Source organism: Providencia vermicola (genome assembly GCF_020381325.1).
In the GTDB taxonomy this organism is placed as follows: domain Bacteria; phylum Pseudomonadota; class Gammaproteobacteria; order Enterobacterales; family Enterobacteriaceae; genus Providencia; species Providencia vermicola.
On the sequence record NZ_JAGSPI010000011.1, the window covers coordinates 115,624 to 128,473 of the forward strand.

At 44.8% G+C, this 12,850-nt stretch carries 11 protein-coding genes and 2 tRNA genes; 1 reads left to right on the forward strand and 12 read right to left on the reverse strand.

The genetic code is table 11. The annotated features are described in order from the left end of the window. Positions 1-28: 28 nt before the first annotated feature. From truB to rlmE, 12 genes are all read right to left on the reverse strand, one after another. Entirely contained in the window at positions 29-982 is a 954-nt protein-coding gene (gene truB, locus KDJ85_RS16380) for a tRNA pseudouridine(55) synthase TruB (protein ID WP_225820561.1), read from the reverse strand. Further along, positions 982-1,392 carry a 30S ribosome-binding factor RbfA gene (rbfA, locus tag KDJ85_RS16385; RefSeq protein ID WP_047755882.1) on the reverse strand — a complete coding sequence of 137 codons (411 nt, stop codon included), beginning with the start codon at positions 1,390-1,392 and terminating at the stop codon, positions 982-984. The genes truB and rbfA overlap by 1 nt, the downstream gene beginning before the upstream one ends. A gap of 86 nt (positions 1,393-1,478) precedes the next feature. After that, complete coding sequence (infB, locus tag KDJ85_RS16390; RefSeq protein WP_206083231.1) at positions 1,479-4,217, reverse strand: translation initiation factor IF-2; 2,739 nt, start codon at positions 4,215-4,217, stop codon at positions 1,479-1,481. Positions 4,218-4,240: 23 nt separating this feature from the next. Further along, positions 4,241-5,749 (reverse strand): transcription termination factor NusA, encoded by a 1,509-nt coding sequence (gene nusA / locus KDJ85_RS16395; protein ID WP_225820562.1) that lies wholly within the window; start codon positions 5,747-5,749, stop codon positions 4,241-4,243. Positions 5,750-5,772: 23 nt separating this feature from the next. Continuing rightward, positions 5,773-6,225, reverse strand: a complete 453-nt coding sequence (gene rimP, locus KDJ85_RS16400) for a ribosome maturation factor RimP (RefSeq protein WP_206083228.1) — start codon at positions 6,223-6,225, stop codon at positions 5,773-5,775. Between the two features lie 260 nt (positions 6,226-6,485). Further along, positions 6,486-6,562, reverse strand: a tRNA-Met gene (locus KDJ85_RS16405). Between the two features lie 59 nt (positions 6,563-6,621). Then, positions 6,622-6,711: transfer RNA gene (locus KDJ85_RS16410), tRNA-Leu, on the reverse strand. Between the two features lie 115 nt (positions 6,712-6,826). Further along, positions 6,827-7,171 carry a preprotein translocase subunit SecG gene (secG, locus tag KDJ85_RS16415; protein WP_047755886.1) on the reverse strand — a complete coding sequence of 115 codons (345 nt, stop codon included), beginning with the start codon at positions 7,169-7,171 and terminating at the stop codon, positions 6,827-6,829. A 220-nt stretch (positions 7,172-7,391) separates the two neighbouring features. After that, positions 7,392-8,729: a phosphoglucosamine mutase gene (glmM, locus tag KDJ85_RS16420; RefSeq protein ID WP_225820563.1), complete on the reverse strand. Its 1,338-nt coding sequence runs from the start codon at positions 8,727-8,729 to the stop codon at positions 7,392-7,394. Between the two features lie 4 nt (positions 8,730-8,733). Then, positions 8,734-9,570: a dihydropteroate synthase gene (folP, locus tag KDJ85_RS16425; RefSeq protein WP_225820564.1), complete on the reverse strand. Its 837-nt coding sequence runs from the start codon at positions 9,568-9,570 to the stop codon at positions 8,734-8,736. Between the two features lie 66 nt (positions 9,571-9,636). Continuing rightward, positions 9,637-11,622, reverse strand: coding sequence for an ATP-dependent zinc metalloprotease FtsH (ftsH, locus tag KDJ85_RS16430; RefSeq protein ID WP_225820624.1), 1,986 nt, complete (start codon positions 11,620-11,622; stop codon positions 9,637-9,639). A 57-nt stretch (positions 11,623-11,679) separates the two neighbouring features. Next, on the reverse strand, positions 11,680-12,309 hold the full coding sequence (gene rlmE / locus KDJ85_RS16435) for a 23S rRNA (uridine(2552)-2'-O)-methyltransferase RlmE (protein ID WP_004905912.1): 630 nt from the start codon (positions 12,307-12,309) through the stop codon (positions 11,680-11,682). Between the two features lie 135 nt (positions 12,310-12,444). Between rlmE and yhbY the strand changes: the two genes are divergently transcribed. Further along, entirely contained in the window at positions 12,445-12,738 is a 294-nt protein-coding gene (gene yhbY / locus KDJ85_RS16440; RefSeq protein ID WP_047755891.1) for a ribosome assembly RNA-binding protein YhbY, read from the forward strand. The last annotated feature ends 112 nt before the right edge of the window (positions 12,739-12,850 follow it).

Here is a 12,850-nt window from a genome sequence, read left to right on the forward strand (position 1 = left end):
GCTTAACGCCGCAAAGCAATAAGAGCCACTATGCGGATTGTTCATTTTCCACGACCAAACGCTTCGGTGCAAGGCGGCCATCTTCGCTGATAAGCGCAATACCGATAAACCGTTGCTCTTCACCGAAGGTGACACGAACCATGCAACCCGTTTCAAGGCCTTGAACTGCCGCTCGCACGGGTTGCCCCTGCTTGAAGTAAGCCGCTGTATCCTCTGTAATATTCACCGCCGGAAAATGAACAACTGCGGTATCCATCGGTAGCAATAAGGCATCCAGCAAGGATTCAAATGACCCTTCTTCTGCATCCACTTTCGCTCTCAATGCCGCTAATTGTTCTAATGTCACCATGCGTTCGTAAGGGTAGTTTGCCACTTGTAATCGACGCAAATAAGTGACATGCGCACCACAACCTAACATCTCACCTAAGTCATCAATGATAGTGCGAATATACGTGCCTTTCGAGCAATGAACTTCAAGTTCTAACTCATTATTTTCTAAACGAATAAACAGTAATTCATAGACGGTGATTGGACGCGCTTCACGTTCGACAGTAATGCCTTTACGTGCATATTCATATAATGGACGACCTTGGTGTTTCAACGCTGAATACATTGAAGGAACTTGCAATGTATCACCACGGAAAAATTCTAAGGCATCATCCAGCTGCTGCTGTGTAAACTCTACGTTACGCTCACTGATAATTTCGCCGTGTGAATCCGACGTGTCAGTCCGTTGCCCAAGACGAGCAATCACACGATAACGCTTATCTGAATCGAGTAAAAATTGGGAAAATTTCGTTGCTTCGCCAAGGCAAACAGGCAGCATACCTGTCGCAAGTGGGTCTAGTGCCCCCGTATGCCCAGCCTTGTTAGCATTAAAAAAGCGCCGCACTTTTTGCAGCGCATCATTTGAAGAAATATCCGTGGGTTTATCCAGCAGCACTACGCCGTCAATATTACGGCCGCTACGACGACGCCCCATTATTTTTCCTCTTTATCACTAACATCCGCACGACGTTTTTCATCATCACGGATCACGTTTGACACTAAATTAGACATCCGCATGCCATCAACAAGGGAGTTGTCATATTCAAACGTTAATTCAGGAATAATACGTAAGCGCATTGCTTTCCCAATTAACGAACGAATAAAACCAGCGGCTTCATTTAATGCTTTAATACCATCTGCCACCATTTCCTCTTCGCTCTTATCATTAGCGATATTGAAGAAAGTGACAAAGACTTTACCGTATGCAAGGTCGCGAGATAATTCGACACCTGAAACGGTCGCCATGCCAATACGTGGGTCTTTAATCTCACGTTGTAAAATGATCGCAATTTCTTTTTGCATCTCTTGCGCAACGCGCTGAGAACGACTGAATTCTTTTGCCATCGTTATGTCTCCTGACAATAAAGGGGGCAATCGCCCCCTTATTAACACTATTTTGTAGTCACGATACTTCGTGGGCTCTCACAAAATTAACCGTCGATAGAACGTTTAACTTCAATGACTTCGAAGACTTCGATCATATCGCCGACGCGAACGTCGTTGTAGTTCTTAACGCCGATACCACATTCCATACCGTTACGAACCTCACTGACATCATCTTTAAAGCGACGCAGAGATTCTAACTCACCTTCGTAGATAACCACGTTATCACGCAGGACACGGATCGGGTTGTTACGTTTAATGGTACCTTCTGTAACCATACAACCAGCAACTGCACCAAACTTCGGTGATTTAAACACATCACGAACTTCTGCAAGTCCAATAATTTGCTGTTTGTATTCAGGTGCCAGCATACCGCTCATCGCTTGTTTGATTTCATCAATCAGACTATAGATAACGGAGTAGTAACGTAAATCAACGCTTTCACTTTCGATGACGCGACGAGCTGATGCATCTGCACGAACGTTAAAGCCAAGAATAATTGCGTTAGATGCCGCAGCCAGTGTTGCATCTGTTTCGGTGATACCACCAACACCAGAACCGATGATTTTCACTTTAACTTCATCTGTTGACAGTTTCATCAGAGAGTCAGTGATCGCTTCACACGTACCTTGAACATCCGTTTTCAGTACGATATTCAATTCAGAAACTTTACCATCTTCCATGTTAGCAAACATGTTTTCCAGTTTAGATTTCTGCTGACGCGCTAATTTAACATCACGGAATTTACCTTGACGATACAGAGCAACTTCACGCGCTTTTTTCTCGTCACGAACAACAGTCGCTTCGTCACCTGCAGAAGGAACGCTAGACAGACCTAAAATTTCAACAGGCATTGATGGACCTGCAGATTGAACATCTTTACCGAGTTCGTTGCGCATTGCACGAATACGGCCATATTCAAATCCACAAAGTACGATGTCGCCTTTATTCAGAGTCCCTTCTTGAACAAGGATTGTTGCCACTGGGCCACGACCTTTGTCTAAGTATGACTCAACAACCACACCGCTTGCCATGCCTGTATAAACCGCTTTCAGCTCTAAAACTTCAGCTTGCAGTAACAGCGCATCAAGTAAATCGTCAATACCAGTACCCACTTTCGCAGATACACCGATAAATTGGGTATCGCCGCCCCACTCTTCAGAAATAACACCGTACTGAGACAGTTCATTTCTTACACGGTCAATATCAGCTTCTGGCTTATCAATTTTGTTCACAGCAACAACGATCGGCACACCCGCTGCTTTCGCGTGTTGGATAGCTTCGATAGTTTGTGGCATGACGCCATCGTCCGCTGCAACAACCAGAACAACGATATCTGTTGCCTGAGCACCACGAGCACGCATAGATGTAAACGCGGCGTGACCTGGGGTGTCTAGGAAGGTAATCATACCTTTGTCAGTTTGAACGTGGTAAGCACCAATGTGCTGAGTAATACCACCCGCTTCACCTGATGCCACTTTCGTTGAACGAATGTAGTCAAGTAAAGAGGTTTTACCGTGGTCAACGTGACCCATGATGGTCACAACCGGTGCACGTGGTTCTTGCGCCGCAGAGCCAGTGTCACGGTCATTCATTACCGATTCTTCTAACTCGTTCTCACGACGCAGAATAACTTTATGACCCATTTCTTCTGCCACTAATTGTGCAGTTTCTTGGTCAATAACTTGGTTGATGGTTGCCATTGCGCCCATCTTCATCATCGTTTTGATGACTTGAGAACCTTTAACCGCCATTTTGTTAGCCAATTCGCCAACAGTAATGGTTTCACCGATAATGACATCGCGGTTTACAGCAGCGGCTGGTTTAGTAAAGCTTTGCTGTAAAGAACTCCCTTTACGCTGTTTACCTTTCGTACGACCAGAACGACCTGCTGCACGCTCTTCTTCACGATCAGCTTTCTCAGAAAGTTTGTTACCTTTTTTCTGACGAGGTGCTTTCGCTGTACGGTTACGTGAACGACGGCCTTCTTCTTTCTCATCACTTTCATCTTCTGCGGCACGAGCGTGCGTAGAAGTGGTTGTGTGATAATCGCTGTCTTCTTCAGTTTTCGTTTCAGCCGTCCATTTTTCGCCGTTTTCTTCAGCCATTTTACGAGCTTCTTCAGCAACGCGGCGCGCTTCTGCTTCAACTTTGCGCTGAGTTTCTTCTTCCGCTTTGCGTTTTAATTCCGCAGCTTCGGCTTCACGGCGTTGTTTGTCGGCATTGCTTTCTGGTGCTTTGCCTGCTTTTTGTTGATTTTCGCTTGGTTTCACTTTTTCTCTTTCCGCTACTTCGCGCGTCGCTTTATCTGCTGCTTCACGTTTTGCTTTCTCTTGGGCGTCACGTTTTGCCAATTCATCCGCTTCACGTTTTGCAGTTTCTTCTGCTAAACGTTTAGCTTGTGCTTCACGTTGTGCCAGTTCTTCAGCTTCGCGCTGTGCCTGCTCTTCCGCTTCACGCTGCGCCTGTTCTTCCGCTTTAGCTTCTTCAGCATCACGGTTCACATAAGTGCGTTTTTTGCGGACTTCAACATTTACCGATTTGCTTTTGCCACCGGTGACGGGGACGCTCAGCGTACTACGAGTTTTACGCTGTAGTGTCAATTTGCTTGGCTGACCCGCTGCTCCGCCTTGTTCACGGTTTAAGTGGTTCAGTAAAGCTTCTTTTTCAGACTGACTAACAGAGTCATTCTCACTTTTTGTGATCCCTGCTTCAGCAAATTGCTGTACCAGGCGATCAGCAGTAGTTTGAATTTCCGTTGCCAATGATTTTACAGTTTCTGTCATGCCGTTCCTTCCTGCTACAGTGTTTACGCATCGTTACCGAACCAGCAAATATTACGTGCGGCCATAATGAGCGTACCTGCTTTCTCATTATCCAGACCTTCAATATCAATCAGGTCGTCGATGCCCTGCTCAGCAAGATCTTCCAGTGTACAGATACCACGAGTTGCCAAATTATAGGCCAGAGTACGATCCATACCTTCAAGATTCAACAATTCTTCTGCTGGCTGATTATCACCGAGGCTCTCTTTTTGAGCCAATTCAATGGTGGTGAGGGCCGCTTTCGCTCTTTCACGTAGAACTTCAACGGTATCTTCATCAAGACCGTCAATTTCCAGAAGTTCATTAATAGGCACGTAAGCCAGTTCTTCTAACGTCGAGAAGCCTTCTTCAACAAGTGCAGTGGCGAACTCTTCATCAATATCAAGATGCTTGGTGAATGTGTCAATAGAAGCGTGTGCTTCTGCCTGATGTTTTGCTTGCAGCTCTTCTGCGGTCATGACGTTGAGTTCCCATTTGTCATCACCACGGTGTTTTTTCAGTAACTGAGCGGCTAAACGTACGTTTTGTCCGTTACGTCCGATTGCTTGAGCTAAGTTGCTGCTTTCTACGGCAACATCCATCGTACATTTGTCTTCATCGACTACGATAGATGCAACATCAGCCGGAGCCATTGCATTAATAACGAATTGAGCTGGGTTATCGTCCCATAACACAATATCAATTCTCTCGCCGCCTAATTCACTTGAAACGGCTTGAACTCGCGCACCACGCATACCAACACAAGCACCCACTGGGTCAATACGCTTATCGTTGGTTTTTACTGCGATTTTGGCACGAGAACCTGGATCACGCGCGGCAGCTTTAATTTCAATAATTTCTTCGCCAATTTCTGGCACTTCAATACGGAATAATTCAACCAGCATTTCAGGGCGAGAACGCGTAACGAAAAGTTGTGCGCCACGAGCTTCAGGACGTACATCATACAGGACTCCGCGGATGCGGTCACCTGGACGGAAGTTTTCACGTGGCAACATATCTTCACGCAAAATAACCGCTTCAGCATTGTTACCTAAGTCTAATGTGATGTTTTCACGGTTAACTTTTTTCACTTGAGCAGTAATGATTTCACCTTGATGCTCACGGAATTGGTCAACAACCATCGCACGTTCTGCTTCACGTACTTTCTGTACGATAACTTGTTTTGCTGTTTGCGTCGTAATACGGTCGAACACAACAGATTCAATTTGATCTTCAACATAACCGCCTAATTGCAGTTCTGGATCTTCAAATTGTGCTGCTTCTAACGTGATTTCGCGCGTTGGCATTGTCACTTCTTCAACAATTAACCAACGACGGAAAGTGTCGAAATCACCTGATTTACGGTCAATTTCAACACGGACATCGATTTCTTGCTCGTATTTCTTTTTGGTCGCCGTCGCTAATGCAGTTTCCAGAGCCTCGAAGATTTTTTCACGAGGGAGGGATTTTTCGTTAGAAACCGCTTCTACAACAGCCAGAATTTCTTTATTCATCCTAGTTGCCTCATTGAACTTTATTAAAAGTGGGGTACCAAGTTAGCTTTCTGGATGTTGCCGAGGGCGAACACCTCATCCTTACCATCTACAGTAACCGTAATCATTTCACCGTCTACGGATTTGATAATACCTTGCCATCTACGGCGGTTCTGCATCGCTATACGTAAAGCCAGAGCAACCTCTTCACCGATAAAGCGCTCATAGTGAGCAACGGTGAATAATGGGCGTTCAAGCCCTGGTGACGATATTTCCAGGTTATAAATCACGGAAATTGGGTCTTCGACGTCCAATACCGCGCTCACCTGATGGCTGACATCAGCACAATCATCAACAGTGATGCCTTCTTCACTATCGATGAAGACACGCAGTGTCGATGTGCGACCACGGACAAACTCTAAGCCAACAAATTCAAAGCCTAGTGCCTCCACCGGTGCTGAAATCATCTCTGTTAATTTCTGTTCTAATGTGGACAAGCCCACCCCCAGACATAAAAAAAGGGCATATAGCCCAGTTAATTCGATTGTCAAATAACAAAAAACCCCGAAATTCGGGGCTTTTGTAACTGGACCCTGTAGTGCACGGGTTCACCATGTTCTTATTATACCTTTAAAGTCTAGAGAAATCGATGAGAAATTTGAGCGCTAGGTTTGATAATAAACCTGATTACTGCATGATGACCACATCGGATAACTGTTATTGACTATGATACTAACAAGGTATGTTAAATAAGAAATGGTTGCGGGAGCTGGATTTGAACCAACGACCTTCGGGTTATGAGCCCGACGAGCTACCAAGCTGCTCCATCCCGCGTTCGAAAACGTGACATATTCTACACAGATAACCTGTAAATCACAAGCTATCTAAAATAATGGTGCCGAGGACGGGACTTGAACCCGTACGCCCGTTTTGTAGGCACTACCACCTCAAGGTAGCGTGTATACCAATTTCACCACCTCGGCACTGAGGCGAGGTTACCAATGGGACATCAATAACCTCAAATTTTTAACTTCTTACTCATTTCTGAGTTTACTGCTTAATGATGGCATAACCGCCTTCATTCGGAATCTTTAACACTTAACGAGGAATGTCGCTCGTTGGTGTAGCTGGTGCTGCCGGAACGTCTGTTGGTTGCTCGACTTTTGTAGGTTCACTAATGTTTTCCCACTTACTACCACTACCAGTTCCATACTTATTCGCAGTCATGTTGCCAAGTATTAAACTGATGATGAAAAACACAGCAGCCAAGATTCCAGTCATACGGGTCATGAAGTTACCTGAACCCGATGAACCAAACAGTGTTGCAGAAGCGCCCGCACCGAATGATGCACCCATGTCAGCACCTTTACCTTGCTGTAACATAATCAGACTAATCAGGCTGATAGCTGCTATCAAGAGGATAATTAAAAGAGCTACGTACATTTGAGTTACCTATTCAGTTGCGGTGCATAGCCTTTGCTATGACCTCTATTACTGCACACCTACTCATTCACTGCGATAAAGGAAAGCCCTTACAGGATTGAGCAGGTGCGAATACTAACCAAAGCTGAGCCGACAAGCAAGTCTATTTTGAGCTCATTTGCTTATTTGCAGAAAAAAACAACAAATCAGTGAAATATTGCTCAGCCCAACTTAACCGCAATTAACCTGCCGCTTTTACCGCATCAGCAATACGATTTGCCATCGCAGTGACATCAGCTTCATTTTCGCCTTCAACCATGACGCGAATTAACGGCTCAGTTCCTGACTTTCTCAGCAATACACGGCCTTTGCCTGCCAATTGTTTTTCAACTTCTTCGTTAGCAGCAACCACGACATCACTTTGCAAAGGATCGTGCTTACCTTTAAAGCGTACGTTGACTAACACCTGTGGCAATAATTTCATACCGCTGCACAAATCGTGAAGGCTCATATGGTTGCGAACCATGGCGCTCAGCACCTGTAAACCCGCAACGATCCCGTCACCGGTGGTCGTTTTATCCAGCAAAATCACGTGGCCTGAGTTTTCAGCCCCCATGCGCCAGCCTTTTTCCTGTAATTTTTCCAGTACATAGCGGTCACCCACTTTTGCACGTTCAAATGGAATGCCAAGCTGTTTCAGGGCGATTTCTAACCCCATATTACTCATCAATGTACCAACAACACCGCCTTTTAATTGACCTTGGCGCAGTGCTTCACGTGCAATAATATACAGAATTTGGTCGCCATCGACTTTTTCGCCAAGATGATCGACCATGATGATACGGTCACCATCACCATCAAATGCTAAGCCAACATGGGCTTTTTCTTCTAATACTTTTTGCTGTAACTGGCGAACATCCGTTGCACCACATTCTTCGTTGATATTGATACCGTTTGGATCGCAACCAATCGTGATAACTTCGGCACCTAATTCGCGAAATACGTTTGGTGCAATATGGTAAGTCGCCCCATTTGCGCAGTCGATGACAATTTTTAAGCTAGAGAGACTTTGTTCGTTCGGGAACGTCCCTTTACAGAATTCGATGTAACGCCCCGCCGCATCCACAATACGGTTTGCACGGCCTAATTCGGCGGATTCAACACAAGTAATCGGTTTTTCCATTTCAGCTTCAATAGCTTCCTCTACTTCATCAGGAAGTTTTGTCCCATCAATAGAGAAAAATTTAATACCATTATCATAATAAGGGTTATGAGAAGCCGAAATAACAATCCCCGCTTCAGCGCGGAAAGTACGAGTCAAATAAGCAACAGCAGGGGTTGGCATTGGGCCCGTAAAAGAGGCCGATAAACCCGCAGCAGCTAAACCTGCTTCTAAGGAAGACTCCAACATATAGCCAGAAATACGCGTATCTTTACCGATGATAATCTTACGTGAACCGTGACGAGCTAACACTTTTCCTGCAGCCCAACCTAATTTTAAAACAAAATCAGGGGTAATTGGGCTGTCACCCACTTTGCCACGAATACCATCAGTACCAAAATATTTACGAGAGCTCATACGCTTATTTTTCCTTTTCTGACAGAGTCATCTGTACCACTTGCATCGCTTGTACGGTTTCTTTCACATCATGAACACGAATGATATGAGCGCCTTGCATTGCTGCAATCACTGCACAAGAAAGACTACCCGCGAGGCGTTCTTGCGGTGGAACATTCAATAATTGTCCAATCATAGATTTACGTGACATCCCTGCCAATAGCGGTAGTCCGAAATTATGAAATTGTTCTAAGTTTGCCAATAATTGGTAATTATGCGACAAGTTCTTCCCAAATCCAAAGCCTGGATCAAGGATTATTTGCTGCCGCTCAATTCCCGCGGCCATACAACGGGCAATTTCGCCTTCGAGATAGGTTTGCACTTCATGTACCACATTTTCATAATTAGGTGCTTCTTGCATCGTTCTTGGCTGACCTTGCATATGCATAATGCACACGGGCAGCCCCGTTTGCGCCGCCACGCGCAATGCGTCTGGTTCATGAAGTGAACGAATATCATTAATGATATGCATACCTGCTTTTGCTGCTTCAGCCATGACTTGCGCTTTTGAAGTATCAACCGAAATCCACACATCAAACTGCTTAGCGATGGCTTCCACAACAGGAACAACACGGTCTAATTCTTCATTCACTGATACCTCAGCGGCACCTGGGCGTGTTGATTCGCCACCGATATCAATAATCGTTGCACCTTCTTGTACCATTTTAGCAACATGCTCTAGCGCATCATGATAAAGATTATGATTGCCACCATCTGAAAACGAATCAGGAGTAACATTCAAAATCCCCATCACTTGCGGGGTAGATAAGTCAAGGAGGCGGCCTCTGGCTTTGATATGCATATTTATTTTTCCTTAACGAAAAAAACCCCAGCGAACTGGGGCTTTATGATTTATTTTAACGACAGCTTATTGTGGCTTGTTATCGTTATTATCTGATGGGTTTGATTCACCAGAACTATTGCTTGGCTCTTCAGCACTGTTCTGTGGTTCTTCAGATTGAGGTTTTTCAGCTGTTTTCTCAACATTTGATGGACCTTTACCAAATGTTCCCGTCACATTGCTGACTTTTTTGTCCTCATCCCAACCCGCAGGTTCACGTACTGGACGACGATTCATTAAATCATCAATCATTGGCATATCGATAGTTTCATATTTCAGTAATGCATCTTTCGTTGCATGCAGAATATCAATATTGTCTTCCAATGTTTTGTATGCCAATTGGTAACAGTGGTCTAAAATTTTCTTGATTTCTTCATCGACAATACGCGCTGTTTCATCAGAAATTCCTGAACCATTACCAGAAGAACGACCTAAGAATGCAGGACCTTCTTCTTTCGAGTATTGCATTGGGCCTAAACGGTCTGAGAAGCCCCACTGCGTGACCATGTTACGTGCTGTATTGGTGGCAAACTGAATATCGGAAGAAGCACCTGTGGTGACTTTTTCACGACCGTAAATCAGTTCTTCTGCAATACGACCTGCATAAGCTGTTGCAATCATACCTTCGAGTTTCAAGCGGCTACGGCTAACTTCATCACCTTCTGGTAAGAAGAATGCCACACCTAACGCTTGACCACGTGGAACGATAGTCACTTTATGAACAGGGTCATGTTCTGGCATCAAATGACCGATAATCATATGGCCACCTTCGTGGTAAGCCGTTGATTCTTTTTGCTCTTCGGTCATCATCAGAGAACGACGCTCTGCACCCATCCAAATTTTGTCACGCGCTTTTTCAAATTCAACCATGGAAACGACACGCATATTTGCACGAGCCGCAAACAGGGCTGCTTCGTTAACCAAGTTTGCTAATTCAGCACCAGAGAAACCGGGTGTTGCACGCGCAAGAATGAATGTGTCTACGCTTGGGTCGATAGGCACACGACGCATATGCACTTTCAGAATTTGTTCACGGCCACGTACGTCTGGTAAACCAACCACAACTTGACGGTCAAAACGACCTGGACGTAATAACGCAGGGTCAAGAACGTCTGCACGGTTAGTTGCCGCGATAACAATGATCCCTTCGTTACCTTCGAAGCCATCCATCTCAACCAGCATCTGGTTCAGGGTTTGCTCACGCTCATCGTGACCACCACCTAAACCGGCACCACGTTGACGACCCACGGCATCGATTTCATCAATAAAGATGATACAAGGCGCTGCTTTTTTCGCTTGTTCGAACATATCACGAACACGAGAAGCACCCACACCCACGAACATTTCGACGAAATCGGACCCCGAAATAGTGAAGAATGGCACTTTTGCTTCGCCTGCGATAGCTTTCGCAAGTAAGGTTTTACCTGTACCTGGAGGACCTACCATCAGGACGCCTTTAGGAATTTTACCACCCAGTTTTTGGAAGCGAGCAGGTTCACGCAGGAACTCAACTATCTCACCCACTTCTTCTTTGGCTTCGTCACACCCAGCAACGTCTGCAAATGTTGTTTTGATCTGATCTTCTGTCAGCATACGGGCTTTACTTTTGCCGAATGACATTGCCCCTTTGCCGCCGCCGCCTTGCATTTGGCGCATAAAGAAAATCCAGACACCAATCAACAGAAGCATTGGGAACCAGGAAATGAAAATAGATGTCAGTAAGCTAGGTTCTTCTGGTGGTTCACCAACGACAGTCACATGCTTATTCAGCATGGTGTCTAACAGCTTCTCGTCCTGCATAGGAAGATAAGTTGTATAGCGGCTATTATCAGCCTTTCTGACGTTCAATTCACGACCTGTGATACGAACTTCACGTACCTGATCCTGGGCTAACTCATTGATAAACGTAGAATAATCAACTCTGCGACTATTCGAATCGCTTGGGCCAAAACTCTGGAACAAGGACATCAGAACAACTGCGATGACTAACCAGAGAATCAGGTTTTTCGCCATGTCACTCAAGGGATTAACCTCATATTACAACTGTGTTAACAAATAACGCTCAGGGTACTATAGTTTTAGTCCTGTCGCTACAATGTATACTTCACGCGATCGAGCCCGCGAAGATTCAGGTTTACGAACTTTTACTTTCGTAAACAGGGAACGGATATCCCTAAGGTAGTCGTCAAAGCCTTCTCCCTGAAACACTTTAACAATGAAACTTCCCCCAGGTGCCAATACTGCACGGCACATATCCAATGCTAATTCAACCAGATACATAGAGCGAGGAATATCAACAGCCGGTGTCCCACTCATATTTGGCGCCATGTCAGACATGACCACCTGTACTTTTTTGTCGCCAACTCGTTCGAGCAAAGCGGCGAGCACTGCTTCGTCACGAAAATCCCCTTGTAGGAAATCCACGCCAACGATTGGGTCCATCGGTAATAAGTCACATGCAATCACTCGACCATTATGACCTATTTGACTAACAACGTATTGTGACCAGCCCCCTGGGGCGGCACCTAAATCAACAACGGTCATACCTGGTTTAAAAATTTTATCACCTTGCTGGATTTCCTCCAGTTTAAACCATGCACGTGAGCGTAACCCTTTCTTTTGTGCTTGCTGAACATATTTATCACTAAAATGCTCTTGCAACCAGCGACTTGAGCTTGCCGAACGTTTTTTATTGGCCATTGTGCTTTCCAACTATACTAAAAGATCTACAACGATATTGCTGCTTCTTTACCATCGAACAGATATAATTGATGGTGATAGATATCAGATGGCGGTAGAATAAGCCATTTTCAATACTAACCAAGCAAAAAATCGATGAATCTTAATAAAAAACAAATTCAGCACCTTAAAAGTCTCGCTCACCACTTAAACCCTGTTGTTATGATTGGCAACAACGGATTAACCGAAGGTGTCTTGGCTGAGATTGAAATCTCACTAGCACATCATGAGCTTATCAAAGTCAAAATCGCAGGCGAAGATCGTGATACTAAAAATTTGATCGCTGATGCGATTGTTCGCGAAACTGGTGCAGTAAATGTACAAATTATCGGTAAAATTCTTGTCATCTATCGCCCGTCGGCAGATCGCAAAATCATTTTACCTAAATAATAACCCATCATTTATATAAAAATGCCATTGAAAGCACGTTTTATATGAAGAAAAAGGCCGCCTGCGGCCTTTTTCGTTAAATCAGGGAAATAATATAGCTAATTCAGGGAAA